This window comes from Binatus sp. (SeqCode) (genome assembly GCF_035272065.1).
Classification (GTDB): Bacteria; Desulfobacterota; Binatia; order Binatales; family Binataceae; genus Binatus.
Map to the genome: position 1 here is coordinate 25,725 of NZ_DATEQZ010000027.1, position 24,986 is coordinate 50,710.

28 protein-coding genes are annotated in these 24,986 nt (G+C 62.1%); 7 read left to right on the plus strand and 21 right to left on the minus strand.

Annotation, left to right across the window (positions count from 1 at the left end; all coding sequences use genetic code 11):
• Nucleotides 1–30 precede the first annotated feature (30 nt).
• Nucleotides 31–1,347, plus strand: a complete 1,317-nt coding sequence (ahcY, locus tag VJX68_RS04330; RefSeq protein ID WP_324094428.1) for an adenosylhomocysteinase — start codon at nucleotides 31–33, stop codon at nucleotides 1,345–1,347.
• Nucleotides 1,348–1,350: 3 nt separating this feature from the next.
• On the opposite strand, the gene VJX68_RS04335 is transcribed toward ahcY, so the two are convergent.
• Both VJX68_RS04335 and VJX68_RS04340 read right to left on the minus strand, forming a co-directional pair.
• The gene (locus VJX68_RS04335) at nucleotides 1,351–1,734 is read right to left on the minus strand and encodes a helix-turn-helix domain-containing protein (protein ID WP_324094429.1); all 384 of its coding nucleotides are present in this window, start codon (nucleotides 1,732–1,734) and stop codon (nucleotides 1,351–1,353) included.
• Nucleotides 1,724–2,038, minus strand: coding sequence for a type II toxin-antitoxin system HigB family toxin (locus VJX68_RS04340; protein WP_324094430.1), 315 nt, complete (start codon nucleotides 2,036–2,038; stop codon nucleotides 1,724–1,726). Before VJX68_RS04340 ends, VJX68_RS04335 begins: the two co-directional genes overlap by 11 nt.
• A gap of 69 nt (nucleotides 2,039–2,107) precedes the next feature.
• Here VJX68_RS04340 and VJX68_RS04345 point away from each other — a divergent pair, with 69 nt between their 5' ends.
• Nucleotides 2,108–2,887: a hypothetical protein gene (locus VJX68_RS04345; protein WP_324094431.1), complete on the plus strand. Its 780-nt coding sequence runs from the start codon at nucleotides 2,108–2,110 to the stop codon at nucleotides 2,885–2,887.
• Nucleotides 2,888–2,906: 19 nt separating this feature from the next.
• On the opposite strand, the gene VJX68_RS04350 is transcribed toward VJX68_RS04345, so the two are convergent.
• Complete coding sequence (locus VJX68_RS04350) at nucleotides 2,907–3,611, minus strand: TVP38/TMEM64 family protein (protein WP_324094432.1); 705 nt, start codon at nucleotides 3,609–3,611, stop codon at nucleotides 2,907–2,909.
• A 127-nt stretch (nucleotides 3,612–3,738) separates the two neighbouring features.
• On the opposite strand from VJX68_RS04350, the gene VJX68_RS04355 reads away from it, so the two are divergent.
• The gene (locus tag VJX68_RS04355) at nucleotides 3,739–4,521 is read left to right on the plus strand and encodes an SDR family NAD(P)-dependent oxidoreductase (protein ID WP_324094433.1); all 783 of its coding nucleotides are present in this window, start codon (nucleotides 3,739–3,741) and stop codon (nucleotides 4,519–4,521) included.
• Nucleotides 4,522–4,539: 18 nt separating this feature from the next.
• Here the strand turns inward: VJX68_RS04355 and rapZ are convergent, their stop codons facing one another.
• From rapZ to VJX68_RS04435, 16 genes are all read right to left on the minus strand, one after another.
• Nucleotides 4,540–5,415 carry an RNase adapter RapZ gene (rapZ, locus tag VJX68_RS04360; protein ID WP_324094434.1) on the minus strand — a complete coding sequence of 292 codons (876 nt, stop codon included), beginning with the start codon at nucleotides 5,413–5,415 and terminating at the stop codon, nucleotides 4,540–4,542.
• Nucleotides 5,416–5,433: 18 nt separating this feature from the next.
• Nucleotides 5,434–5,895, minus strand: a complete 462-nt coding sequence (locus VJX68_RS04365; RefSeq protein ID WP_324094435.1) for a PTS sugar transporter subunit IIA — start codon at nucleotides 5,893–5,895, stop codon at nucleotides 5,434–5,436.
• A gap of 80 nt (nucleotides 5,896–5,975) precedes the next feature.
• Nucleotides 5,976–6,401, minus strand: a complete 426-nt coding sequence (hpf, locus tag VJX68_RS04370) for a ribosome hibernation-promoting factor, HPF/YfiA family (RefSeq protein ID WP_324094436.1) — start codon at nucleotides 6,399–6,401, stop codon at nucleotides 5,976–5,978.
• Nucleotides 6,402–6,433: 32 nt separating this feature from the next.
• Nucleotides 6,434–7,999 carry an RNA polymerase factor sigma-54 gene (gene rpoN, locus VJX68_RS04375; RefSeq protein ID WP_324094437.1) on the minus strand — a complete coding sequence of 522 codons (1,566 nt, stop codon included), beginning with the start codon at nucleotides 7,997–7,999 and terminating at the stop codon, nucleotides 6,434–6,436.
• 14 nt (nucleotides 8,000–8,013) lie between these two features.
• Nucleotides 8,014–9,342, minus strand: a complete 1,329-nt coding sequence (locus tag VJX68_RS04380; RefSeq protein ID WP_324094438.1) for an LptA/OstA family protein — start codon at nucleotides 9,340–9,342, stop codon at nucleotides 8,014–8,016.
• Entirely contained in the window at nucleotides 9,320–9,919 is a 600-nt protein-coding gene (gene lptC, locus VJX68_RS04385; protein ID WP_324094439.1) for an LPS export ABC transporter periplasmic protein LptC, read from the minus strand. The genes VJX68_RS04380 and lptC overlap by 23 nt, the downstream gene beginning before the upstream one ends.
• Nucleotides 9,920–10,095: 176 nt before the next feature.
• Nucleotides 10,096–10,938 (minus strand): 3-deoxy-8-phosphooctulonate synthase, encoded by an 843-nt coding sequence (kdsA, locus tag VJX68_RS04390; protein WP_414643456.1) that lies wholly within the window; start codon nucleotides 10,936–10,938, stop codon nucleotides 10,096–10,098.
• Nucleotides 10,926–12,581: a CTP synthase gene (locus tag VJX68_RS04395; RefSeq protein ID WP_324094441.1), complete on the minus strand. Its 1,656-nt coding sequence runs from the start codon at nucleotides 12,579–12,581 to the stop codon at nucleotides 10,926–10,928. Before VJX68_RS04395 ends, kdsA begins: the two co-directional genes overlap by 13 nt.
• 19 nt (nucleotides 12,582–12,600) lie before the next feature.
• Entirely contained in the window at nucleotides 12,601–13,329 is a 729-nt protein-coding gene (gene kdsB, locus VJX68_RS04400; protein ID WP_324094442.1) for a 3-deoxy-manno-octulosonate cytidylyltransferase, read from the minus strand.
• Nucleotides 13,330–13,466: 137 nt separating this feature from the next.
• Nucleotides 13,467–13,871 carry a VOC family protein gene (locus tag VJX68_RS04405; RefSeq protein WP_324094443.1) on the minus strand — a complete coding sequence of 135 codons (405 nt, stop codon included), beginning with the start codon at nucleotides 13,869–13,871 and terminating at the stop codon, nucleotides 13,467–13,469.
• 197 nt (nucleotides 13,872–14,068) lie between these two features.
• Nucleotides 14,069–15,355 (minus strand): D-alanyl-D-alanine carboxypeptidase family protein, encoded by a 1,287-nt coding sequence (locus tag VJX68_RS04410; protein ID WP_324094444.1) that lies wholly within the window; start codon nucleotides 15,353–15,355, stop codon nucleotides 14,069–14,071.
• A gap of 40 nt (nucleotides 15,356–15,395) precedes the next feature.
• Nucleotides 15,396–16,106: a tetratricopeptide repeat protein gene (locus VJX68_RS04415; RefSeq protein ID WP_324094445.1), complete on the minus strand. Its 711-nt coding sequence runs from the start codon at nucleotides 16,104–16,106 to the stop codon at nucleotides 15,396–15,398.
• Between the two features lie 288 nt (nucleotides 16,107–16,394).
• A complete protein-coding gene (locus VJX68_RS04420) occupies nucleotides 16,395–16,676 on the minus strand; it encodes a hypothetical protein (protein ID WP_324094446.1) in 282 nt (93 codons plus the stop codon).
• 188 nt (nucleotides 16,677–16,864) lie between these two features.
• Nucleotides 16,865–17,611 (minus strand): glycosyltransferase family 2 protein, encoded by a 747-nt coding sequence (locus tag VJX68_RS04425; RefSeq protein ID WP_324094447.1) that lies wholly within the window; start codon nucleotides 17,609–17,611, stop codon nucleotides 16,865–16,867.
• A gap of 15 nt (nucleotides 17,612–17,626) precedes the next feature.
• Nucleotides 17,627–18,106 (minus strand): flavin reductase family protein, encoded by a 480-nt coding sequence (locus tag VJX68_RS04430; RefSeq protein ID WP_324094448.1) that lies wholly within the window; start codon nucleotides 18,104–18,106, stop codon nucleotides 17,627–17,629.
• A gap of 161 nt (nucleotides 18,107–18,267) precedes the next feature.
• Entirely contained in the window at nucleotides 18,268–18,783 is a 516-nt protein-coding gene (locus VJX68_RS04435) for a flavin reductase family protein (protein ID WP_324094449.1), read from the minus strand.
• Between the two features lie 105 nt (nucleotides 18,784–18,888).
• On the opposite strand from VJX68_RS04435, the gene VJX68_RS04440 reads away from it, so the two are divergent.
• Together VJX68_RS04440 and VJX68_RS04445 are read left to right on the plus strand one after the other, a co-directional pair.
• Nucleotides 18,889–19,716, plus strand: a complete 828-nt coding sequence (locus VJX68_RS04440; RefSeq protein WP_324094450.1) for a L,D-transpeptidase family protein — start codon at nucleotides 18,889–18,891, stop codon at nucleotides 19,714–19,716.
• Between the two features lie 633 nt (nucleotides 19,717–20,349).
• Nucleotides 20,350–21,528 carry an iron-containing alcohol dehydrogenase gene (locus VJX68_RS04445; RefSeq protein ID WP_324094451.1) on the plus strand — a complete coding sequence of 393 codons (1,179 nt, stop codon included), beginning with the start codon at nucleotides 20,350–20,352 and terminating at the stop codon, nucleotides 21,526–21,528.
• 14 nt (nucleotides 21,529–21,542) lie between these two features.
• Here the strand turns inward: VJX68_RS04445 and VJX68_RS04450 are convergent, their stop codons facing one another.
• Nucleotides 21,543–21,881: a hypothetical protein gene (locus tag VJX68_RS04450; RefSeq protein WP_324094452.1), complete on the minus strand. Its 339-nt coding sequence runs from the start codon at nucleotides 21,879–21,881 to the stop codon at nucleotides 21,543–21,545.
• Between the two features lie 82 nt (nucleotides 21,882–21,963).
• On the opposite strand from VJX68_RS04450, the gene VJX68_RS04455 reads away from it, so the two are divergent.
• Entirely contained in the window at nucleotides 21,964–22,563 is a 600-nt protein-coding gene (locus tag VJX68_RS04455) for a glutathione S-transferase family protein (protein ID WP_324094453.1), read from the plus strand.
• 317 nt (nucleotides 22,564–22,880) lie between these two features.
• On the plus strand, nucleotides 22,881–23,501 hold the full coding sequence (locus VJX68_RS04460; RefSeq protein WP_324094454.1) for a hypothetical protein: 621 nt from the start codon (nucleotides 22,881–22,883) through the stop codon (nucleotides 23,499–23,501).
• Here VJX68_RS04460 and VJX68_RS04465 read toward each other — a convergent pair whose 3' ends face one another.
• Nucleotides 23,502–24,947 (minus strand): APC family permease, encoded by a 1,446-nt coding sequence (locus VJX68_RS04465; RefSeq protein ID WP_324094455.1) that lies wholly within the window; start codon nucleotides 24,945–24,947, stop codon nucleotides 23,502–23,504. It lies immediately after the preceding gene.
• Nucleotides 24,948–24,986 lie beyond the last annotated feature (39 nt).

Consider the following 24,986-nt stretch of genomic DNA (forward strand, 5'->3'; position numbering starts at 1 on the left):
TGAAGAAAGAACTTTCGGAGATTGATCACGATGGCCACGACGGCAAGGAAGCTCAAAGCTCTTTCCAAATCCCGCACCAACGGCGACGGCCGCGAGTTCGACGTGCATGACCTCGGACTCGCCGAGGCCGGCCGCAAGCGAATCGAATGGGCCGACAAACAAATGCCCGTGCTGCGCCGCCTGCGCGAGCGATTCGCCAAGGAGCTGCCGCTCAAGGGCCAGCGCATGGGCGCGTGCCTGCATATCACCTGCGAGACCGCCAACCTGCTCCGCACGCTAAAAGCGGGCGGCGCGGAAGTGCTCGCGTGCGCGTCGAATCCGCTGTCGACTCAGGATGACGTCGCGGCCGCGCTCGTCGATCAATACGGCATTGCCACCTTCGCCATCCACGGGGAGGATCGCGACACCTACTACAGCCATCTGCGCGCCGTGCTCGAGCGCCGTCCTACTATCACAATGGACGACGGTGCCGACCTCGTCAGCCTCCTCCACACCGAGTACGCCAACCAGGCCGACGACGTGAAGGCCAGCATGGAAGAAACGACGACGGGCGTGATCCGGCTCCGCGCCATGGCCAAAGATGGCGCACTGAAAATTCCGGTCGTAGCCGTCAACGACGCGCAGACCAAGCATCTGTTCGACAATCGCTACGGTACGGGACAGTCCACGCTCGACGGCATCATCCGTGCCACCGGTGTCCTCATCGCGGGCTCGGTCGTGGTCGTCGCCGGCTACGGCTATTGTGGCCGCGGCATCGCTTCACGCGCGCGCGGCCTTGGCGCCGACGTGATCGTGACGGAAGTCGACCCGATTCGCGCGCTCGAAGCCGCGATGGACGGGTTCCGCGTGATGAAAATGATCGAGGCTGCTAAGGTCGGCGACATTTTCATCACCGCGACGGGCGACAAGCACGTTCTCACATCCGCGCATTTCAGCCAGATGAAAGACGGCGCGTTCCTGAGCAACTCGGGCCACTTCGATATCGAGATCGACGTCGCTTACCTGAACGACGCGGCAAAGAAAGTCGAACGCGACGTCACCCGCCACATCGACGCCTACCATCTCTCCAATGGCCGCATTGTCTATCTGCTGGGCGAGGGCCGCTTGGTAAACCTCGCATGCGCCGAAGGCCACCCCGCGCAAGTCATGGACATGAGCTTCGCAACTCAGGCTATGGCGTCGGAGTGGGCCGCAAAGAGCAATCAGCTGGCGGTAAAGGTCCACGAAGTGCCTGTCGAGATCGAAGAAGAAATCGCCGCCGTGAAGCTCGCCGCGATGAGCATCAAGATCGACACCCTGACCGCCGAGCAGCGCAAATACCTGGCCAGCTGGGAATCCGGCACCTAGCCGCTACGCGGCGCTACGGCGACGCCCGCCACGGATCGGGCGAATCAGCACTTCCACAGGTATTCCAAAGCGCTCGTGCAGGCGGCGGATCATCGCCAGCGACAGCGCACGCTTGCGCTGCATCACCTCGTACACTCGGCTGCGCCCGCCGATCACCCCGACTAACGCGCTCGGGTCGAGTCCTTGTTGCTCAAGCCGGAACCGAATCGCCTCTATCGGGTCGGGCGGATCTATCGGAAAATGTTTGCTCTCGTAGGCTTCGACCAGCGTCGCGAGCACATCGAGCCTGTCTTCTCCTGCAGTTCCTGGCTTGGCGTCCATCAGACGCTCGACCTCTCGCAGCGTCCGCTCGTAGTCCAGCTCAGTACGTATCGGCTTAATCTCCATATTTGAGGGTCCTTGCGTCGATTTTATCGTAGTCCCGGTGCGATCCAATCCATTTGATGAAGACGATCTGACGACGATAGTTGATTCCGGTAACGAGTTTGTAGTCGTTCCCCTTGATGTTGAAAACCACACGGTTGCTGCCGACTATGCTGACCGCGCCATAGTCCCGCTTCACGTCGGTTGGACTACGCCACTTGGCACGATGCACTTCGCGAAACCAGGCGTCGAGCGCTGCTCTCACCGCCTTTTGACTTTGCTGGCCCTTGAGCGACTCCGCGAACTGCAGCAAACTTCGTCGTGCCATTACTCGCATTCCAGGAGACTGTAGCATCGTTCCCAAAGCGGGAACAGCACACGTTTCGACGTTCCTACAATGAAGCCAAAAAGAATCGACATCGAACAAGCTCGACGCGCCAGCGGACTCCGAATCGTCACGCTCGCGTACGTTCCCAGCCCATGGGGTGAAGCGCTCAAGGGCATCCTGCATATCAAGCAGCTACCTCACGCGCGGGTCGGCCACGTCTTCGGCTCGCCGACCACAACGCTTCAGGAATGGACCGCGCAGGACAGCTTCCCCGTCATGGCATGGAACGACGAACGTCCGCGCACCACGTGGATCGAGCAGCTCTATCTCGCCGAGAGGCTGGCGCCGACGCCGCGCCTCATCCCGGAGCGCCTCGAGGATCGCATCTTGATGTTCGGCTACAGCAACGAGCTATGCGGCGAGAACGGCATCGGATGGACCGAGCGGCTGCGCGGCGTGCATGAACAAGTCACGAAACCCGGCGGTGATCCGGCAGGCGTCTCGGCATACCTGGGCAAGAAATACGGCTACACGCCGGAAATCGGAAAACGCGCAGTGGAACGAGTCGCGGCGGGCCTGACCGCGCTCGCAGAGCGGCTCCAGGCGCAGAAGTCCCGCGGCAGCCGATACTTTATCGGCGACAATCTCTCGGCGATGGACGTCTACTGGGCCGCCTTCTCGAACGCGATGAAACCGCTCGCGCCCGAGCTGTGCCCGATGCCGGAGATGATTCGCGAGATGTTCACGACGACCGAACCAACGATAGTCGCCGCAACCAAGCCGATCCTGATCGAGCATCGCGATTTCATCTTCAAGAACTACCTCGAACTACCGGTAGATCTGTCGTAAGCAAGTCGCCGCGTGATCGTTACTCGTCGATCTTGACGCGCGACCAGCGGCGGTAGATCTCGCCGCATCCGACCGACGCACCGATCAGCAACAGCGCGAGGACGAACTTCGGCGACAGCGGATGCCATAACGCGTCGCCCAGAAAAGCGTAGAGGATCGTCCCCGGTATCATGCCGATCATCGTCGCCCAGAAGTAATCGTGAAATGTGATCGGAGACGCGCCCGCCAGCAGGTTCAGCGCGTTGTACGGAATCACGGGAACCATCCGGAGGTAGAGGACTATCTGGAAGCCGTGCTTCGCGATTCGCTGCAGCACCGCATGGAAACGTTCGCCGACGATCCGCTCGACGAACGACTTGCCGAGAAATCTTCCCGCTGCGAACGCGACGACCGCGCCGACATCGCCGCCGATCAGCGAGTACACCGAGCCCCATTTGGCGCCGAATGCCAGCCCGCCTGCGATCGTCATCACTGCGCCAGGGACCAGGAACGACGGCCCCACCGCGTACAGCAGCATGTAGACGACGGGGCCCCACGCGCCCCACTGGACCACCTGGGCCTTGACGATCGTGGGATCGGTGAACCAGTTCCAGTGCTCGACGAGAAGCCAGATTGAGCCGACGACGATGATCGCGATTATAGCGACCTTCAGGAAGTTCATCAGCCACGAGCCGTTTGCGCTCCGCTTGTCCGGCTGGGTTCCGATTGGATTGACGGCTGCCACGATCCTTCGATGATATTGGGCGGCAACGCTTTGAGACAAGGCTTCGCGCGCGCGTTGTCGGCGAATCGCGATGCTACTAAAGTCGGCGCAGTGCTCAACGCTCAAAATCGCCAAGGAAATCACCTCCATGAACGAACTCGCAGATAAAGTCGCAATCATCACGGGCGGCGGCTACGGAATCGGCAAACAGATCGCGCTGAAGTACGGCGCCGCCGGCGCGAAGATTGTGATCGCCGCGCGTTCGCTTGAACCGATGAAGCAGACCTGCGCCGAGCTCGAGCGCCTCGGAGCGCGCGCGATTCACGTGAGCAGCGACGTGTCAAAGGAAGCCGACTGCGCAAAGATGGCCGGCGAGACGATGAAGGCGTTCGGCCGCATCGACATTCTCGTCAACAACGCGGGCATCTCGGGGCCGACCAAGCGCATCACCGACATGTCGCTCGCCGAATGGCAGGAGACGATCGATATCGACCTGACCGGGACCTGGCTCGCGACTCGCGCGGTGCTGCCGGTGATGGACAAGCAGCGCTCCGGCAACATCATCAACATTTCGTCCGGCGCGGGCCGGCGCGGTTTTCCGTTGCGCTCGCCATACGCGGCGGCAAAGTGGGCAATGATCGGGCTGACGCAAACGATAGCCGGCGAATGGGGTCAGCGCGGCATCCGTTGCAACTGCATTTGCCCAGGCGCGATCGAGGGCGAACGAATTGAACGCGTGATGCGTGCGCGGGCCGAGGCGCTGAAGCAACCGTACGAGCAAATCAAGGCCGGCTTCCTGTCGCAGGCGGCGATGGCCAGGATGGCGACGGAGGAGGAAGTCGCGCGCGTCGCGCTGTTCCTCGCGCTCGACACGTCGGCGGGGATGACCGGTCAGACGATCAATGTCGACTGCGGCAGCATCATGAACTGAGCGCTTCTTGCGACGGATCTAGCGCGAGATATCGTGGTCGCGCACGCTGCTGGCGAAACCGCCGCTCTCTAGGCGTTTCATTAACTCGCGCGCGAGCACGGGCGAGCGATGGCGTCCGCCGGTGCATCCGAGGCCGACCGTCAGGTAACTCTTGCCTTCGCGCTGATAGAGCGGAATCAGAAAATCGAAGAGGCGGCCGACCTCGTCGATGAAGCGCTGCGACTCCGGCTGTGCCATCACGTACTCGTGCACGCGCGGGTCATTCCCCGTGAGCGGCCGCAGCTCGGGGACAAAAAACGGATTCGGGATAAACCGCACGTCGAGCACGACGTCCATCCCGACCGGCAGGCCGTACTTGTAACCAAAAGAGACGATCGATACCGACATCCGCGATCCCGCACCCGCGCCCAGCACGGCCGCCGTAACCACCTCGCGCAGTTCGTGGACCGTGAGCGTGGTCGTGTCGATCACGCGATTGGCCCGCTCGCGCATCTCGGCCAGCGCCAGGCGTTCGACGCGAATACTCTCGGCGACGGTCGCTCCGCTCGCGGCCATCGGATGCGGCCGGCGGCTCTCAGAGTAGCGGCGCGCGAGCACGTCGTCGGAGGCGTCGAGAAAAATTACTTCGGGATGGATTCCCGCAGCGTCGAGCTCCGCGAATATCCGCGGCCACTGCGGGAAGAACAGGCGCTCGCGAGGGTCCACCCCAAGCGCGACGCCCTGGAGCGCGGGATCGCGTCCTGCCGCGAGCATCGCGACATTGGGCGCGAGCGCGACCGGGAGATTATCGACGCAGTAGAAACCGAGATCCTCGAGCACGCGCATCGCGGAGGCGCGCCCCGAACCCGAGACGCCGGTGACGATTATCAGGCGGGGTGGCTGAGGCGAGCTCATCGGACGCGATTGGCTGTCTCAGTACTTGCTGTCTTCTTCCTTGATCAGGGAATACAGTTCGGCGCCGTCCTTGGCCGCGAGCAGATGGCTTCGAAAAGACGCTTCCTTGAGCAATCGCGAGACGCGGGCGAGTGCTTTCAAATGCAGGCTGGCGGAATCCTCCGGCGCGACCAGTACAAAAAATATTTGCGACGGTTCGCCGTCGAGCGAATCGAAATCGACTCCCTGCGCGTGGCGGCCGAACGCTCCGATAATCTTCGTCACCCCGCGCAACTTGCCGTGCGGGATTGCGATCCCGTCGCCGATCGCCGTCGAGCCGAGCCGCTCGCGCTCGGCCAGGACCGCGGTCAGGTCGGCGAGCTTGATCTCCGTGTACTTGGCGGACAGCGCTTTCGCGAGTTCATTCAAGACGTCGGGTTTGGTGGCGCCCTTCAAGTCGGCAACGACCATGTCAGGGCTGAGGATATCGGTAATTTTCATCTCGTCGTCTACATCCAGTCAAAAATCAAAATAGATCAAATGCGGATCGGCGAAACTCGCGGCCGGGAGAACGCCGCGAATCAAATTTCCTCGCTGGCGCTCAAGACCTCGCCGGTCGAGGGCGATCTGACTTTTTTCGCCTTGAATTTTTCCAGATGCTTCTTCAGTTGGCGTCCGACCTTGTCCGCGAGCAGGTCGATCACCGAATAAAGATCCTTGGTTTCTTCCTGCGCGCTCACCGACAGGCGCCCTGATTTGACAGTAACTTCGCCGTGCTGCCGATATTTGTCAACCGTGAGAATCAGATGAGCCTGGCAGGTGCGCTTGATCAACTTACCAACGTGCGCGAATTTTCGTTCCGCGTACAACCGGATCGCATCGGTCGGCTCGACGTGTCGAAATGTCACCGTCACTTCAGTCACAGGCGCGTTTGCGATCCGTGCGGCGCGCCGCACTTTTCGGATTGTCGCCCGGCCGCGCTTGCCCTGCTTGTCGATTTTACTCATCTTGTTTTTTTTCGTTCACGCGCCCGCAGCGGTCATCCGATCTGCTTGCGATTTGCCGACGGGGGAATTCCCATCGCCTGCCGATACTTGGCGACCGTGCGCCGCGCGATATTGATCTGCTTGGCCCGCAGCATCTCGGCGATTGCCTGATCCGAGAGCGGATTCTGCGGAGTCTCCGCCGTCACCATCCCGCGGATCTGTTCCTTGACGGTCTCGGCGCTAACGTCCTCGCCGCCGGCGCCCTTCACTCCCGAGGTAAAGAAAAATTTCAGCTCGTAGATTCCTTGCGGAGTATGCGCGTACTTGTTGGCGGTCGCGCGGCTGATGGTTGATTCATGCATCCCGATGTCTTCGGCAACATCCTTGAGCACCAGCGGCTTGAGCAGGCTGATGCCGTGGTCGAAGAACGCGCGCTGAAATTTCACGATCGAGGTCGCGACTTTGAAGATCGTTTGCTGGCGCTGGTAGATCGATTTCACCAGCCATCGCGCCGAGCGCAGCCGCTCCGCCAGGTACTCACGCGTCTCGGGCGCGACGTCCACGTCGTTGAGCACGCGCTGGTAGTAACCGGCCAGGCGCAGGCGCGGCACCGCGTCGCGATTGAGCGTGACAACGTAGTCCTCGCCGACCTTGTGGATATAAACGTCGGGCACCACGTAGGTCGGCTCGTCGCCGCCGTAATCGCGTCCCGGCTTGGGCTCGAGCAGCGAAATTATCTTCGCCGCCTGCCCGACGGTCTCGACAGGCACGCTGAGCACCTTGGCGATTTCCGCGTAGCGATGCTTTTCGAGGAGGTCCAGGTGGCCATTGACGATTCGCGCCGCCAGCGATTCTTCCATCCCGAGATTCTGCAGCTGAGCGAGCAGGCATTCGCGCAGATCGCGCGCGGCGACGCCGGGCGGATCGAAGCGCTGCACGCGAGCGAGCACGCGCTCGACTTCGGCGGGCGCGACTTCGAGCTGCGCCGCGAGCTCCTCGATGGGAGTTTCGAGATATCCGTCTTCGTTGAGATTGTAGATGATGGTCGCGCCAATCTGCTGGTCGGATTCGCTGAGGTTCGAAAGCCGCAACTGCCACATCATGTGGTCTTCGAGCGAACTGCGGCGCAGCGGCGTGTTTTCGAGCGCGCTGCGATGGTCGTCGTCGTTGTCCGACGGCGTGCTTTCCTGCCAGTTGTTCGAGTAGGTCTCGAGATACTCGCGCCAGTCGAGCTTTTCGAGACTGTTCAGTTCCTTGATTTCGAGTGCGGCGTCGCGCGCTTCGACCTCGACCGTCGGCGCGGGTTTCTCCTCGCGCGAGCCGGTTTCCCAGTCGTCGTCGGAGTTGGCGCCGTTAAGGCCGTCAGCCTCGGGTGGCAGCGGTTCTCCGTCGGCCTGGACAGCGGCCTCGGGATCAGACATCTCGGATTCGGAAGCGGCTTCGGCGGGACTTTGGTCGAGCGGTTCGAGCATCGGATTCTGCTCGAGTTCCGACTGCACGATCGCTTCCAGTTCCGGCAGCGAAAGCTGAAGGATTTTGATCGCCTGCTGCAGCTGCGGCGTCATCACCAGTTGCTGGCGAAGCCGCAGATCCTGCCCGAGTTTTACTTCCAGCGCCATCGAAGAATTGCTTGCTAGTCTGTCGCAGCGCTCGCCGTCGCGCTCGCACCCGGCGATGCGTCGGTATGAGGAAACAGCACCGCATGAGCGCAATCGACCACGCTTTGGCTCGTGTTTAGATACACCGTGATCTTGCAGCCGGTGATCTGATCGTTGCCGTCATGCGCGACCGGGCTGCCGGTCAAGACCACAGTGCGCTTGGTCTGGTCCATGACCCCATGCTTGCCGGTCGCCCATCGCGTGCCCTGGCTGAGACGCACGTTGCCGTCCGCGACCATATCCTTCATCTGCTTGAAGTCCTTGTCGAAATAGTTCACGCGCAGCTGGTCGCTGGTGAGTTGCGAATCCGCCTGGGTAGCGTGCACGTTTCCGATCCACAGGACCGAATGATTCTGGTAGTCGAGCGACATCGACGTGGACTTGATATAGATCGGCGCCTTGCTGTTACCGAATTGCATCCCGCCGAACGCATTGCCCTGGTCAGGCGGATTCGATGCGAGCTTGGTCTCGCCGCCGACCGCCGTGCCGGACGCCGTCTTGTGCGCCTTGTGCGGTGCAGCAGCCTCGGTCGGCGCACTGGCAACTGCTGGAGCCGTCGCTGCGGCAGGAGCAGAGAGCGGTTCAGGATTGGCGGCGTCAGCTGGCATCGGCGCGAGCGTCATCGGCGGCGCGATCGCGCCCGCCGGCGGCACTGTTGCGGCGGTCGTAACCGGTGTTGAATCGGGCGCAACCGCTGCTGGAGCGGTCGCGGTGGTCGTGGCAATCGAAGGCGCCGCGGCCGGTGCGACGTCTGCCGCGGTCACCGGAACGTCCGGCGCTGAGGGCGGTGCCGGAGCAGGCGCGATTGCGACTGCTGGAGCCGCTGCCGAAGGTATCGGCTCGATGGGCACGACTGCCATCGATGGCGCTGCGGCAGGCGCGACGTCCGCGGCGGTCACGGGCACGTCCGGCATCGAGGGCGGTACCGGAGCGGGCGCGGTCGCGACGGCGGGCGCCGTCACGGCGGCCGGCGCTTCTGCCGCTGCGGGAGCGGTCGCAACCGCCGGTTGAGCTTGCGTCGTGTCCGACGATGGCGCGACGGGCGGCGCGCCCGGCACGCCGCCGGTCACGCTGATCGAATCGTCGCTTGATTCGTCGCTGCTAGCCGGTTGCGGAGCGGTCCCGGCCGGCGGCGCCGTATTCGCCGGCGCGTTGCGAATCGAATCGCCGATCGTTCCCGAATCCGGCGATCCCATCGGCGCGTTGGCGCCATTTTGCGCCCACAGCGGCGACGCGAGCGCGATTGCGAATATCGCAGCCGCGACGATCCGCGACGCTCGACTAACTTTGCTTGGATTTTTCACTCTCTTTCTTCGGCGTGACTTCAGTCTGAACCTGCGTATGAAGCTCGAACACGCGCGTCTTAGGATGACCGCTCAGCCCGACCCCAGTCACTTTTAATCCGTCGCCCACGATCGTCACGAGACCGGGCGCATCGACTTGGTCGTCATCCGGCATAAAGGTCGCCGAATCCGTGGTCAGCACATAGTCCCCTAAGTGGATGATCGTGCCGCCGGTCAGGTGCGCGCGCGTCACATGATTCCCATTCAAGGTCAAATCCGCATGCGGCGAGTTGACGACCACCGGCTTGCCATCCGACGAGACCATCGTGACGACTGCGTCGGTCAGCTTCAGCGTGGTCTTGTCGGCCGAGTAGTCCGCCTCGCCCGCGGTCAGCACCCACTGGCGCTCCCCGGCTTTCATTTGCGTCCAGTGGAAATTATGCGCACGAAGGAGAGTTCCCGGCACTAGCCCGGCCGCCGTCTGCAGCACTTGGGTGGCCGAGCGATGGCGCACGATCCATACCGTCGCAATCAGCAGGACAACCAACGCGATCGCGCCGAAACCCGCCAGCGCCTTAGCGATTCTCCGGGGACTCAAGTTCCAATCACTCCGACTTCAATCTCTCCAATCATGCACGGTATCAAGTGCTTTTTTTAGAGTAAACCGAACCGGAGTTCGGCACCATACTTGCACACGCTTGCAATCTGTCGCGAACTCGCGATCACAATTTCGTAACTCTCGCGCCTAACCTCGCCAAAAATGGCTAGCGCGAGTCAGTCCGCTTCGCGGGACACGTGATGGATTCGCTTGAGCGTTTCGAGCAGCGCCGGCAGGTCGTCGAGCCGATATGAATTGGGGCCATCGCTGAGTGCGCGGTCGGGGTCCTCGTGCACTTCCATGAAGATTCCGTCGATTCCGACCGCCGCCGCCGCGCGCGCAAGCGGCGCAATGAACTCGCGCTGACCGCCCGAGGCCTCGCCGCCCGCGCCCGCTCCCGGAAGCTGCGCCGAATGGGTCGCATCGAAGACGACGGGGTAACCGAAACCGCGCATGATCACGAGCGAGCGCATATCGGAGATGAGATTGTTGTAGCCGAACGAAAATCCGCGCTCGGTCAGAATGATTCGGCGCGTGCCGGCCTGCTCGGCCTTCGCGACCACCGCCTTCATGTCCCACGGCGCCAGGAACTGCCCCTTCTTGATGTTGATGGCGCATCCGGTTTTCGCGGCCGCGTCGATCAGATCGGTCTGGCGGGAGAGCAGCGCGGGAATCTGAATCACGTCGACTACATCCGCCGCCACCGCCGCCTGCGACGGCTCATGAATGTCGGTCAGCAGGGCGACGCCCGCCTCGCGCTTCACGCGCGCGAGAATCTCGAGTCCATCTTTCAAGCCGGGACCACGAAACGAGCTGTGACTGCTGCGATTGGCCTTGTCGAATGAAGATTTGAAAACGAAGGGCAGCTTGGCGCGACGCGCGATATCAGCCAACCGCGTCGCATGCCTAATGCACGAATCGTAGCTCTCAATCACGCACGGGCCCGCGATCAGCACGAGTTCCGGCCCGCCAAAGACGGCGTCGCCGGCTTTGACCTGCGCCACGCTCACGAAACGGATCTCAGCTCTCGCACCTTCGGGCGCTTAACTCCAAGCTCCGAGCGGCGCTGCACGGCTGCGCGAATCAAGCCGCGAAACAGCGGATGACAATCAAGCGGCCGTGACTTCAGCTCGGGATGGAACTGGCAGCCGAGAAACCAGGGATGCCCTTTCAGCTCCATTATCTCGACCAGGCTGTTGTCGGGCGAAGTGCCGGTCGCGACGAGGCCCACTTTCTCGAGCCGCTCGCGATACGAGTTGTTCACTTCCCAGCGATGGCGATGGCGCTCCGAGATCCGCGCCTTGCGATAGAGTGACGCCGCCAGCGAGCCCGACGTGAGCACGGCCGGGTACGCGCCGAGGCGCATCGTGCCGCCCTTTTTCGAGACGTCCTTCTGCGATTCCATGATGTCGATGACGCGGTCGGGCGAGTCGGGCGCGTTCTCCGAAGTGTTCGCCCGCTTGAGGCCGAGCAGGTCGCGCGCCGCCTCGATCACCATCATGTGCAGGCCGTAGCAGATGCCGAGAATCGGCACGCCGTTCTCGCGCGCGTAGCGGACGGCGCGAATCATGCCCTCGGTGCCGCGCTCGCCGAAGCCGCCGGGGACGATTATCGCGTGAGCATCCGCCAGCCGCTCCTCGACGTTTTGCTTTTCCAGCTCTTCGGAATCGACGTAATCGATATTGACCCGCGCCTCATTGCTGATCGCGCCGTGCGCGATCGCCTCGTGCAGGCTCTTGTACGAATCCTGCAGGTTGACGTACTTGCCGACCACCGCGACGTTGACGGTGACCTTCGGATTCTGCGCGGTCTTGACGATTCGCCGCCACTTCGAGAGGTTAGGCGCGCCGGTCCAGATGTTGAGCTTCTCGCACACGCGCTGATCGAAACCCTCGTCGTGAAAGCGGATCGGCACTTCGTAGATCGTCGGCACGTCCGGCGCCGAGATCACGCAGTTCTCCTCGACGTTACAGAAATGCGCGATCTTAGCCTTGAACTTCTTTTCGAGCTGACGATCGGATCGGCAGAGCAGGATGTCGGGCTGGATCCCGAGGCCGGTCAGCTCTTTCACACTGTGCTGCGTGGGCTTGGTCTTGAGCTCGCCGGCGGTCGGAATGTACGGGACCAGGGTCAGATGCACGTACAATACGTTTTCGCGGCCGAGGTCCCAGCGGAACTCGCGCACCGCTTCCAGGAACGGCAGGCTCTCGATATCGCCGACCGTGCCGCCAATCTCGACGATGATCAGGTCCGAGCCCTCAGCGGCGGCGAGGATGCGCCTTTTTATCTCGTCGGTGATATGTGGAATCACCTGCACGGTCGCGCCGAGGTAATCGCCGCGCCGTTCTTTCTGAATGACGGTATCGTAGATTTGGCCGGTGGTGCAGTTGTTGCGCTTCCCCATCGGCGTTTGCACGAAGCGCTCGTAATGGCCGAGGTCGAGATCGGTCTCGGCGCCGTCGTCGGTTACGAAAACTTCGCCATGCTGCGTGGGACTCATCGTGCCGGGATCCACGTTGATGTATGGATCCATCTTGAGCATCGTGACCTTTAGCCCGCGCGCCTCGAGCAGCGCGCCCAACGAGGCGGCGGCCAGGCCCTTGCCGAGCGACGAGACCACGCCGCCCGTTACAAAAATAAATTTCGTCTTTCCCCTCTCCACGCTGATTCCCTCCCCATCCTCAACGAGTTGAATCCGAGGCCGCCTCGCGGGCGCGTTTAAGGTCGTCCGCGGTATCTACTTCAAGCGACGGCGCCACCGACTTAATCACTCTGATAACGTAACCATGCTCCAGCGCACGCAACTGCTCGAGCTTTTCGATTCGCTCCAGCACACCCATCGGAAGGGCGGCGAATTTCATGAGGAAGTCGCGCCGGTACGCATAAACACCGATATGGCGGAGCGCCTCTTTGGGCATCCCGCCGTCACGCGCATGTGGAATCGGGCTTCGCGAAAAGTATAGCGCGTTCCCGTCAGCACCGCACACGACCTTCACCTTGTTCGGATCAGTCCATTCGAGCAGGTCGATGATCGGCGTGGCTAACGTTGCCATTTGAATCGACGCGTCGGAGCACATCGCCTCGGCAAGCGCGTCGAGGTCGGCCGGTGAGATGAACGGTTGATCGCCTTGCACGCTCAGAAACACGTCGCCGCTGATCTTCGATGCGACCTCGGCGATTCGATCGGTGCCGCTCTGATGCGCCGGCGAGGTCATCATCGCCTCGCCGCCCACCGCGCGTACGGGCGCCGCGATTCGTTCGTCGTCAGTCGCGACGATCACGCGCGCAATGGATTTCGCTTTCGACGCCTGCCGCCACACCCGCACCACCATCGGCACACCCGCGATCTCCGCCAGCGCCTTTGCGGGCAGGCGGGAAGATCCGTACCGCGCCGGTACGACGGCAATCACCGAGACATCGGCCAGAAACTTTCTCCGCTATACGAGGTTGTCGATCCGAGGGGCACATACATTGGTAACCGACCGCCGCAACCTTTGTCAATTTCGCGCGGCACGATTGCCAACAAATGCGTGAAAATAACGGGTGCCTAGCGTCGCAGTTGCAGCAAATCCCATCGATTGCCGTAGAGGTCCTCAAACACCGCGACGGTGCCGTACGATTCGTCGCGAGGAGCTTCACAGAACTTAACGCCGCGAGCGATCATCTCGCGGTAATCCCGCTGGAAATTGTCGGTGTGAAGGAAGAGGAAAACCCGGCCGCCGGTTTGATCGCCAACTCGCGCCATTTGCTCCTGCGTTGACGCCTTGGCCAGCAACAATCGCGTCTCGACCGATCCCGGCGCCGCAAGGAGTACCCAACGCTTGCCACCGCCAAGCGCGGTGTCCTCGACGGCCTTAAATCCGAGCGATTTCGTGTAGTAGTCGATTGCGTCATCGTAGTCACGAACGACGAGCGCGACGTACCCGATGCACTGGCGTCTTTCAGTTGCCATTTTTTCCTGCGTCACAAATGAACGGGCGGCCCGACAAGGACCGCCCATCGAAAGACATCGCGACGCGCTTGCGAACTACTTGCCGCGGATTCTGGTGCGGCGCATTTTGCGCAGGCGGGACTTTGCCTGATGCGGGTCGCTCTTTTTCTTGCGCGCTAGTTTGCGATTGCGCCGGTTTCGCTGTTTCGAGGCTACCTTCATTGGTTCTCCTGGTTCGGATTAGTCGACGGCGGCGCGGACGCGTTGTACGCCTCGCCCGATAATGTATGTGGGGCGGTGAACGCGATCGGGCTTATCGCCATCACTTCGGTTGCTACTGTTCCTTCGTCCTGCGCGATCACTCGCCCAAGCGGCTCACCCGTCGTGACCGGCCCGTCGACCGCGGGCGGTATATCGTACACAAGCCTCACTGCCGAGGCGTCGGCCTTCGGCACCACGAGTTTGAGTTCGCTCGACGCGACTGGCTGAATGAGCGGACCCTCATGAACCTGCACATGGACCGGCAGCGGCTGCCCGGACTTTAGCAGCGACACCGCGGTGAATTGATCGAAGCCCCATTCCATCAGCTTCGCCGCTTGCGCAAAGCGCTGCGCATTCGATGGCGCGCCAAGAATCACTGCGATCAGCCGCATGTCGCCGCGCTTGGCCGTGGTGGTGACGTTGAAGCCCGCCTGGAACGTGAAGCCGGTCTTGAGCCCGTCGCATCCTTCGAAATGCCCGATCAGATGATTGGTGTTGTTCAGCATGCAGACGCCGTTATCGAAATCCATCTTCTCCTGGCTCGACCACATCAGCAGGTTGGTTTCGCGGATGATCGCGCGGCCCACGATCGCGAGGTCGTAAGCCGTCGTGCGGTCCGCATCATGGGTCGGACGCGGCGGCAGCCCATCGACAGTCTGATACTCCGTATGGGTCATCCCGAGTTGCAGCGCCCGCGCGTTCATCATGCGGACCATCGCCTCGACGGATCCTCCGATCTTTTCCGCGACTGCGACCGCGGCGTCGTTGGCCGATTTGACCAGCGCCGCCTTCATCAGTTCGCGCAGCGGATAGACGTCGCCCTCCTTCAGGCCGACGCGCGAGCCGCCGGTATGCGCGGCGCGTTCGGAAATTCTCACGAGATCGTTGCCGCTGAAACGGCCCACATTGATCTGCTCCTGCGCCACCAGCAGGTTCATCATCTTGGCCATCGAGGCCGGCGGCCACTCCATGTCGGCGTTGTAGGCCATCAGCACGCGGCCGCTGTCCGCATCCTCGAGCAGCGCGCCTTTGTAGAGAGGTCCGCGGGAAGTGGCCGCCCTGGCAGCCCGCTTCGAATGAACCGGCTTATGCACCCGGCGCCATTGCGCAGTCGCGTCCGCCGGCGACGCCGCCAGCACGACGACCGCGCTCAATATTACTGCCAGGCCGAACGATGATACCAATTTCAGACTAGCGACCGCCTGACGCCACCCCGACAAATTCCACCACTTCCCCAAATCCATCACGTGCCCTTGTCGTCTGTCGTGATCCGATTCGCCGCGCTTAGGGAACGCGAATGAAACCGCGGGAGTCGACCGCGCCCTTCGAGCCGCCGCCGCTCTCGACGTGTTGCAGAATCGCGAGGTTGGTCCGCGCGGGCGTGTAATCGGGAATCTCACCAACCAGCTCGTTCCATTCCTGGCTCGCTCTGACGTAGTTGCCTTCCTCGGCGTAAATTGCGCCGAGCGTGTTGCGCGCGTCCGGTTGACTCGGATCGATCTGTAGCGACAGTAGCGCTTCCTGCTCGGCTTGTGCGAGTGCCCCGCGCCGCTCATACGCGAGCGCTAGGTTGAAATGCGTCTCGGGTCGCTCCGGTCCGAGCAGGGCGGCCAGCCGCAGCACTTGAGTCGCGTCTCGCGTCTGTCCGCCTTCGAGATAGAGCAGGCCGAGGTTCAGGAACAACTGCCAATCGTCGAGGCCGAGGCTGATCGCTTTCTGATACTCGGCGAGTTCCTGGCGATGCTCGCCGACGACGCCGTACGCGAAACCCAAATGATAGTGTGCGAGCGCGTTGCCGGGATCGTCGTCGATCACTACGCGATGACGGCGGATTGCTTCAGGATAATCTTCCATGCCCAGAAAATAGTCAGCCAGCGGATCGCAAACCTGCTCATCGTAAGAACTGTCTTTGGCGCTCGCGCGCGCGCTGATCGGCGACTGGAATACCAGCGCGATCAGAGCGACAAGACAAATGCTCGAACGCCGAAAGCCCAACAACTTATTATCCCCTCGCGGACCCGTGATTCCCGCGGGAAGAAATTTGATGGTAGCAGGAATCTTCGCCACAAAAAAACGCGCAGCGCGTTTTGCAACGCTGCGCGCTCAAGAAAAGGCGTCGTGCCTGCCGCGCTCCGGATAAATCCGGGTTCGCGCGACCGACCGAACGCCGGAGGCAAAGCCAAACTGTGCCCCCCCGACCCTTAATGGATCGAAGTTCCTCAGGCGATTCGAAACAGGGCGGCCGCTGCGTGCGGTCGCCCTGTCGAATTATCCGTCAAGCTGTTACGGATTGGCTGGAGGAGCCATGGCCGGCGATGCTTCCGCCGCCGGTGACGCCATCGCGCCTTCGCTGCTCGCGGCGGCTGCCTTGTGGTGATGGCGGTGATGATGTTTGGGGGTCGCCGCCGGCGATGATTCCGCAGCCGGGGCTGCCATGCTCGCCTCGGGCGCCGGGGCTGCCGCTGCGGGCGCCGCAGGTGCCGCAGCCGGGGCTTGGGCAAAAGCCGGCATCGCCAACGCGGCGGCGAAGAAAGCTGCGGAAAGAACTGAAAGGGTGCGCTTCATACTCGTGGATCTCCTTGATCTGGGCGGTCCCTTAATGGGCCGCAATGTGACTAGGCTATTGCTATACCTGTGCCATCGGGGTGACGGCAAGATGTTGAGGGAACAATGCCATAATTTCTCGGGAGAGCACGCCGCGATGACGCAATCGGTCTATCGTCTATCCGCTTTGCGTATGCGTTGGTCCCTCTTCACGGCTGCGCGGAACCGTCCTGCGTCCGCCCTTCCCGCTCGGCTCTAAGCTCGCGATATAGCGCTATGAGCTCCTTAAACGCCCGTGCAACCACCTTGAGATTCGCGCCCGATTGCTCGCCGGTCAGGCGCGGCAGATGCTGCACGTCCACCTCTTTTACCTTTGCGTTACGGCCCGCCAGCCGCGCCATCAGCTCGGTCGAGATCATCGCGCCATGCGCGCGCAATTCCATCCCGTCGAGCTTTTCGCGCTTGAACAACTTGAAGCCGCAATCGATGTCGCTGATCGTGATGCCGAGCAGAACCCGGACCAGCGTCGTCCACGCCTTGCCGTTGATTCTGCGCATCAGAGGGTCGGCGCGGCGCACCCGATGCCCGGCAACTACGTCGTATCCGGGGACAAACGGGGTCAGACGCTCCAGATCTGACGGATCGAACTGCCCGTCGCCGTCGCATAGCAGCACGTAGGGCTGGGTCGCCGCGCGGATTCCCGAGATCACCGCGCCGCCGTAGCCGCGGTTGACCGGATGACGCACGACCTTGACGCGGGAGTCCTCCGCGGCGAGTCGTTCGGCGATCTCGCCGGTGCGATCGCGGCTGCCGTCGTCAACCACTATCACCTCGAAGTCATCCGCGACGCGCGGGCATTCGGCGACCCACGAGCGCACGACGCGCTCGACGTTGCCTTCCTCGTTATGCGATGGCAGGAAAACGCTAATTCCGGGTAGTCGTGCCGGAGCGCTCACGATGGCGTATGCGAGCTAGTCGCCAAGCTCGCGGTAGCCGCCGCGGAAAAAAAGCAGCGGCTTGCCCTCGTGCGGAGTTTCGGCCTGCTCGATCTCGCCGAGGTAAATCGTATGGTCGCCGCCGTCGATCGCGGTCGTCACCTTGCACTCGAGGTAGGCGAGCGCGCCGTCGAGGATCGGCGCGCCGTTCGCGCCGATTTTGTAACTGACGCCTTCGAACTTGTTGCCGCCGCTGACCGCGAACTTGCGCGACAACGCTTCCTGGTCCGACGCCAGCACGTTGACGGTAAAGACTTTACTCTCCTCGAAACACGGATAGCTCTCGGCCTTCTTGTCCACGCAGACCAGCGCCAGCGGCGGAATCAGCGAGACTGACGTGAACGCGTTGGCAGTCAGGCCGTGCAGCTCGCCCGAGCTCCGAATCGACGTGATCACGGTAACGCCGGTCGCGAAATGACCCATCACGCGCCGCAGTTCGTTCTTTTCGATTGGCATCCAAATCTCTCCGCGCGCGGATGCTATCAAACGATTTTGCCGACGGTCAAAGGCAGGGGTGACCCCTGCACCCAGTATCAAGAAAAAAGAAATCGGCACCTCCGCGGGAGCGGGACTTCGTCCATGTTAGAAGGGCTTGAGCGGGCCTAGCGTGAGGCGGGTCAGTCCCATCCCGAGCGATCGCGAGCAAAGACTTGCCGGCCGCCGAGATAAACGTAGTCGAGATCGAGCGACGTCAACGGCCGATCGTTCGCGCTCACGCGCACATTCACCGGCGACGCGACGAAAATCGTATGGTCGCCCACGACCCGGCTGTCGATCACGCGGGCTTCCAGAGCGATCATCGCGAGTTTCAGCCACGGCACCGCAAGCGTCGGTGACGATTCGAATTCGATCCGGTCGAGATTGTTGTTGCGGCGCGCGCGCGGTGAATAAAAATAATCTTCGAGCTCCCGCCCGCGGTGTCCCACGACGTTCAGTCCGAACGCACCTGTCCTCACGATCACGCCGTTGCTGAAGTGCGCAGTATCGACCGCCGCCGTGAACATCACCGGCTCGCCCGAGACCTGCGCCACCCACGACGACGACATCCCGTGGCATCGCCCATTCTCCTGCGTGGTCAAAACGTATATTCCGGTGGTGAAACCGGCCATCGCGCGCGCAAGATTGTTGTCCATCGAATGTAGCTCCCGGGAGATTGACGGTACTGTACAATTGACCTTCGCACCAAGCGTTCACAAAATGGATAATGTGACCGCGATGCTGGAGCTTTGCTGGAGCTGATGGGCAGGATTGCCGGATCGATTGCCGGCGCCTTGATTGCCGCGACAATAGCTATGACGTGTGCCGTCGGGCCCGCGCTCGCCGGACCCGCCCCGGCGGTCGCGCAATCGATCACGCCGATCACCGCGGACGACGCGGAGAAAGCAGGCGTACAGCCGCCGGCTCCCTACTACAGTCCAAACCAGAAGTACGTCAATTCGGGGATACCGGGCCCCCCGCCGCCCGATGTCCTGGACACCCCGGTTCCGACGGCCACGCCTACGGCGACCCCAACTCCGCTCCCGCAGGTGAAAATCGACGGAGTCCGCACCGATCGCGTGCCGACTCCGGGTCAGCTTCTCTTCGACAAGACGCGCGATATCGCTTTTATGGATCCGCTCAGTTGGTCGGTGAATGTTTTCAAAAAACGCCACCGACTCGTCGTCTACTACAAGGGCCGGCTGTTTAAGGACTACCACGCCGTGTTCGGGCGCAGCTTCGAGCCCGGCACAAAACTGTGGGAGGGAGACCGGCGCACACCCGAGGGTGTTTACACAATCATCGGGAGGCACCCGAGCCGCCGCTGGGATTGGTTCCTTACGCTGAACTATCCGAACGACATTGACCGCCATCGCTACGAGCAACTACGCGACGGCGGCGAGGTGCCGAATGAAGACGGCCATCCGGTAGGAGTGGGCGGCAGAATCGGAATCCACGGCACCGACAATCCACTGCTGAACAGCGGCGACGTCAACTGGACCACAGGATGCATCTCAGTGGACGACGAAGACGTCGAAGAACTGAAACGCCTGCTCCCCACCGGCACTCTAGTGATAATCAATCCGTAAGCAGGGGTGACCCTGCACCCAGTATTAAGATAAGGATGCGGGCGGAGTTTACCCTGAGTACTCGTAGGGTCCGGTTAGAACTTTTTTTGTGTCGTCCTGACGAAGCTAATCCTACCGCGCCCGTTACGTACGGGAGCGGCGGCCGGTCGTATCGCGGCCGGTAGGTGAGGGTACTTGCGATCGTATCACAAAAACCAGCCCACTCACTTTTTTGTGTTGTTCCTCAAGTACTAAAGGCCTTTGAGGCGAGGATCGTCGGTGGCAACGCATATTGCTCCAGACTGCACCCGAGTAGACATCCGAGCCGCCTCGCATAGTTGCGCCTTGTCGAACGACTGGGTATTCGTCCACCGGTTGAGCGGGGCCGTATCATCGGAGCGTTGCGCGCCGATCCACCAGAACTTGGTTTGCGGCGGCATCATCAAATACCAGCCCAGAAGCGCGAGCGCGACGGCAGTGTGCCGTAGTTTCAATGTTTAACCTGTCCTTGTAAAAGCGATCGAATGCGGGAGTAACAATCGAAAGTGGCTGTGCCAGTGTCCGCCCTGTTCGATTGGCATCGCAAGCGTCGGGGCCGTGCTTTCGGTAGCGATAAGCACCAAAATGTGATTTTGGGGAGTAAGGAGAAAAAAATTGAACACGACTTCGGGCGAGTATCATTTCACGCGGCTCGAGACGGTTGTCTTTGGTGTCGGCAAAGTCGAATCGCTCGGACACGAATTGTCGCGGCGCGGGGCGAAGCGCGCATTGATCGTGACCGGCAAGACGCTCGGCCGCTCGAAACTGCTGGACAAGGTCAAGAGCGCGGCCGGCGTCCCGCTGGCGGGAGTGTTCACAGGCGCGGCGCAGCATGTGCCGTCGCATACCGTCACGGAATTGGTGGCGGAGGCGCGTCGAGTCGGCGCCGATGCGATGGTGACTTTCGGCGGCGGCAGTCCGATCGACACAGTGAAGAACGCGGCGTGGCAGTTGATGGGCGGCCGCGCCGGCTCGCGCACCATCGATTTCGCGGGCGCGGCTGCAGCGGATGCGGGCGGCGGCGAGATTCTGCATATCGCGATACCGACCACGTTGTCGGCGGGCGAGTTCACGCCGGCGGGCGGCGTCACCGACGAATCCACCAAAGTGAAAGGCGGAGTGGCCGACCCGCGCCTGCAAGCAAGGGTGGTAATTCTCGATCCGGCGCTGACTGCGGAGACGCCGGCATGGCTGTGGGCGTCGACGGGGATGCGCGCGCTCGATCACGCGGTCGAGGGTTCATACTCGACGCGCCATCAGCTTGTCACCGACACGCTCGCGACGCGGGCGATCGCACTGCTGAATGCGCATTTGTTGCCGTCGTTGCAAACGCATGGCAATGACGAACTCGAGCATCGCGTGCAATGCCAGCTCGCGGCGTGGCTCTCGATTTTCGGCATGTCGAACACGCGCGGCGGAATCTCGCACGCGTTGGGGCATCAGATCGGACCGATGTGGAACGTCCCGCACGGCATCACGTCATGCATCACGCTGCCGCATGTGATGCGCTTTATGGCCGATGTCGCCGCGGATCGTTTCGCGCCGATCGCGGACGGATTCGGCGTGCGCTTCGACGCGCGCAGTCCGCGCTCATCGGCGATGGAATGCGCCGATCGCACGGCAAAGTTTATCGGCAAGTTCGAGGTGCCGACGCGGCTGCGTGATGTAGGCGTGCCGCGCGAGGAGATCTCGCGAATCGCGGGGACAGTCCTCGAAGAAGTGAAGCGAGCGAATACCGTCGGGGCGGACGTGATGCCGGAGCAGTTGGTTAAGATTCTGGAAGCGGCCTATTGAAGGTTCGAGCCGCGCTACGGCCCAATCGGGCCGACATCGTGCGAGTATGGGGTTTGCTGCTGTGTGCCCCATTGCGAGCCTGGCAGGATTGGCAGGGACGTGTCGCTAGGCGCGTCGGGACCGTCAACCGTAATTTGGCCGCCACCCGGAATTGGAATTGTCACAGTGTTAGGATTAGTCGGATCGTCCGGCGCGGGCATCGGCAGGTCGGTCGGTGACTGATAGCTATTGGCGCCGTCGCTGTATGAGGAATCGGGGATCGGCACCGCGCCTTCTTGTGCGCGCGCGATGCCTGCCGCGAATAGCAGTATCGCAACAATTGCGAACGGGCGGTTCGCATGGCGTAATGACATCGCGATCGATTGTTGCATGCATGGAATGGAAATGCATCCGAGCGGCGCGATGTGAATTGACCGGGAAACTGGAGGAACCAGGATGATCAAGTTGTACGGATCTTCGATGTCGCGCGCGGGGCGAAGCCTGTGGGCATTGGAAGAGACCGGCGTCAAATTTGAGCAGGTGCTGGTGGGCGAGACGCGAAAACCGGAGTACCTGAAAGTAAATCCGAACGGGCATGTTCCGACGCTCGACGACAACGGGACGATCCTGTGGGAGTCGATGGCAATAAATCTGTACGTCGCGGAAAAATGCGGGAAGGCGCCCCTGTGGCCCTCAACCGTCGAGGGTCATGGCGCATGCTATCAGTGGAGCCTTTGGGGCATGACCGAGGTGGAAACGCGCCTGATCGAAATTTTCGAGCATCGAATCATGCTGCCGGCCGCGCAGCGTGACGAGAAGGTGGCGCTTGCGGCGGTCGAGAAGCTGAAGGCGCCGCTGAAGGTGCTCGACGATCATCTGCGGAAGTCGGAGTACCTGCTAGGCAAAGAATTCACGATTGCGGATCTGAACGTGGCGTCGGTTATGAGTATTGCGCGGTACATCCAACTGGATCTTTCGTCAGTTCCGACCGCGGAAAAATGGTTGCAGAAATGCCTGGGGCGTCCAGCAAATCAGAGAGCCGGAGCGATGAAGTAGCTAGGAGCAGCAAATTTGTCGCGCAGTGAATTTTTGTCAGCCATATTGACTTTGGGCGCCGCGGCTGTAGCTTTCATACTTGTAGAGTCGCCGATTATGGCTTGTGCCTCGTCGGACAGCCAAAGACTTTGCGGTAGGGGGAAAGACGGGGCTGGGAACAACTGCCTGGGGGCTGGTTCGCTGGTTCCGCGAAAATTTGCAGATATGGCCAAGGTAATTTGATGCCTGCATGCGGGCAGTGCGGCAAAGATAACCCCGAGGGCACAGCATTCTGCGGGTACTGCGCGACTCCGCTGGCGAGGCCGGCAAGTGATCCGATGTCGCCTCAGCCGAAGCCGAGTGGCAAGCCCGCTCCTTCGCCACAGACACGCGCAACATCGCCGCAGCCTAAGCCGTACAAACCCGAAATTCGCACGCCGACGATTCGCACGCCCGCTCCTGGCGGGGGCGGCACGGGCAAGGGCGGATTCGAGCTGCTCCCATGGAGCGAACTTTCCGCGGGTCAGCGGGCAGGACGGGCGATCGCCGCCCTAGTCGTGTTGTTTCTGATTTTTTCCTTTCTTCGCGGAGTGGTGCGCGACCTAGCCGGGACAAGCGCAACGAGCGAATCCGCGCCGTCAGCACAGGGTTCGAACGCTCCTATTACCGAGGGCGACCGAAAGGACGGGATCGAATCGCTGTGCAAGGTATTTCAGATCTACGGACTGCCGAAGAACGACCACGATGCCACCGAAGCGGCACGCAACGCGGCTGAATTGTTCAAGCTCGCCGGCAATCAGTCGCCCGAGCGCAGCACCTACATCCTGACTTCGATTGTGCAGGAGTTCCGCGGCGGCAAGCTGGGGCAGACCGACTGCGCGCAGGCGGGCGCGCCGCTCCCTACCACGACGGAAGAAAGTCCCGACAATTCAAGTCCCGACGTCCAGCGAAACCAGTAACTATCGCCGCGCGGAACGAGAGCGGGTTGTCCAGTAGTAGATCGGGACGCCGCTCAGCGCGATCAGCAGTCCCGGCCAGGTGAAGCGGGGTTTCAGGATCAACAGATCGATCATCAGGGCCGAGGCCGCGAGGACGTAGAGCGCCGGCACGATCGGATAGCCCCACGCGCGGTAGGGACGCGGCGCGCCCGGCAGCCGCCGGCGCAGCACGAATACGGCAGACACCGTCAGCACGTAAAACATCAACTGCGCGAAGATCACGTAGTCGAGCAGTTCGGAATAAGTGCCCGACAAGGTGAGAACGGCGGCCCAGATTCCCTGCATAACGAGCGCGACGGCGGGCACGCTCGCGCGATTGAGGCGTCCGGCGGCGGCGAAGAAGACGCGGTCCCGGGACATCGCGTAGATGACGCGCGCGCCCGTGAGGATCAGTCCGTTGGCGCATCCGAAGCCGGAGATCATCACGAGGATTGCCGTGATCTTCGCGCCCGCGCCGCCCCACACTACTTGCATCGCGGCGGCGGCGACGCGGTCGCTCGATGCGTGCGCGATCCCGCGTCCCACCACGCTGGCCGCGTCCGCAGTTCCCGTCGCCGGCAGCTCGCAGAGGTAGGCGACGTTGGTGAGGATGTAGAGCGCGATGACGACGCCCGTTCCAAACGCAAGCGCAAGCGGGAGATCGCGTTTCGGATTGCGGACCTCGGCGGCAGCGAAGGTGACGCTCGCCCACGCGTCGGCCGAGAACAGCGCACCGACCATCGCGGCGCCGAACACGCCCGCTCCCGCGATCGACATCGACGGGCTGCCGAAGAATGCGGTCGAGCCGCCGAAGTTTGCATGAGTCGCAACTGGATTAGGGAGCAGCACGCATCCGACGACGACGATCAAACCGAGCGAGAGAATTTTGGCGGTGGTGAAAGAGTTCTGCAGCCACTTGCCCATGTCGAGGCCGCGCAGATTGGCGGCGGTGAGAACTGCGATCACAATGATCGCGCCCGCGCGTTCGCCCGACAGTCCCGCGCCGCCGGCGCCGACCCAGAGGCTCGAGCCGAGCACCGGCCACATGACGCCGGCGAACCGCGCGAACGCAACCGCGACGGCCGCGATCGTGCCGGTCTGGATGACGAGCAGCAGCGTCCAGCCGAACATGAACGCCCACATCCCGCCATAGGCCTCGCGCAGATAGACGTACTGGCCGCCCGCAGCCGGCATCATCGCGGCGAGTTCGCCGTATGCGAGTGCGCCCGCAATCGTCATCACGCCGGCGACCAGCCAGACCAGAAGCAACGCGGCCGGCGTGCCGACCTGGCGCGTGATATCGGCAGAGACGATGAAGATGCCCGAGCCGATCATCGAGCCGGCCACCAGGGTCACGGAATCGAAAAGTGAGAGACCGGGCTTCAGCTGGTCGGAAGGAGCGGCGGGTTTGGGGACGGTGGTCGCCATTGCGAACGCATCGTAGCACTAGCGTCGTGCAGAGAGACC

Bases quoted from the DNA above. Each gene is read 5' to 3' on its own strand.
- VJX68_RS04435 (WP_324094449.1), bottom strand. From the start codon at position 18,783: ATGGACAACAATCTTGCGCGCGCGATGGCCGGTTTCACCACCGGAATA.
- VJX68_RS04440 (WP_324094450.1), top strand. From the start codon at position 18,889: ATGGGCAGGATTGCCGGATCGATTGCCGGCGCCTTGATTGCCGCGACA.
- VJX68_RS04450 (WP_324094452.1), bottom strand. From the start codon at position 21,881: ATGTCATTACGCCATGCGAACCGCCCGTTCGCAATTGTTGCGATACTG.
- VJX68_RS04460 (WP_324094454.1), top strand. From the start codon at position 22,881: ATGTCGCCTCAGCCGAAGCCGAGTGGCAAGCCCGCTCCTTCGCCACAG.
- rapZ (WP_324094434.1), bottom strand. From the start codon at position 5,415: ATGAGCTCGCCTCAGCCACCCCGCCTGATAATCGTCACCGGCGTCTCG.
- VJX68_RS04335 (WP_324094429.1), bottom strand. From the start codon at position 1,734: ATGGAGATTAAGCCGATACGTACTGAGCTGGACTACGAGCGGACGCTG.
- VJX68_RS04405 (WP_324094443.1), bottom strand. From the start codon at position 13,871: ATGGCAACTGAAAGACGCCAGTGCATCGGGTACGTCGCGCTCGTCGTT.
- hpf (WP_324094436.1), bottom strand. From the start codon at position 6,401: ATGAGTAAAATCGACAAGCAGGGCAAGCGCGGCCGGGCGACAATCCGA.
- VJX68_RS04345 (WP_324094431.1), top strand. From the start codon at position 2,108: ATGAAGCCAAAAAGAATCGACATCGAACAAGCTCGACGCGCCAGCGGA.
- VJX68_RS04355 (WP_324094433.1), top strand. From the start codon at position 3,739: ATGAACGAACTCGCAGATAAAGTCGCAATCATCACGGGCGGCGGCTAC.
- ahcY (WP_324094428.1), top strand. From the start codon at position 31: ATGGCCACGACGGCAAGGAAGCTCAAAGCTCTTTCCAAATCCCGCACC.
- VJX68_RS04420 (WP_324094446.1), bottom strand. From the start codon at position 16,676: ATGAAGCGCACCCTTTCAGTTCTTTCCGCAGCTTTCTTCGCCGCCGCG.
- VJX68_RS04365 (WP_324094435.1), bottom strand. From the start codon at position 5,895: ATGAAAATTACCGATATCCTCAGCCCTGACATGGTCGTTGCCGACTTG.
- VJX68_RS04340 (WP_324094430.1), bottom strand. From the start codon at position 2,038: ATGGCACGACGAAGTTTGCTGCAGTTCGCGGAGTCGCTCAAGGGCCAG.
- VJX68_RS04455 (WP_324094453.1), top strand. From the start codon at position 21,964: ATGATCAAGTTGTACGGATCTTCGATGTCGCGCGCGGGGCGAAGCCTG.
- VJX68_RS04410 (WP_324094444.1), bottom strand. From the start codon at position 15,355: ATGGATTTGGGGAAGTGGTGGAATTTGTCGGGGTGGCGTCAGGCGGTC.
- VJX68_RS04430 (WP_324094448.1), bottom strand. From the start codon at position 18,106: ATGCCAATCGAAAAGAACGAACTGCGGCGCGTGATGGGTCATTTCGCG.
- rpoN (WP_324094437.1), bottom strand. From the start codon at position 7,999: ATGGCGCTGGAAGTAAAACTCGGGCAGGATCTGCGGCTTCGCCAGCAA.
- VJX68_RS04465 (WP_324094455.1), bottom strand. From the start codon at position 24,947: ATGGCGACCACCGTCCCCAAACCCGCCGCTCCTTCCGACCAGCTGAAG.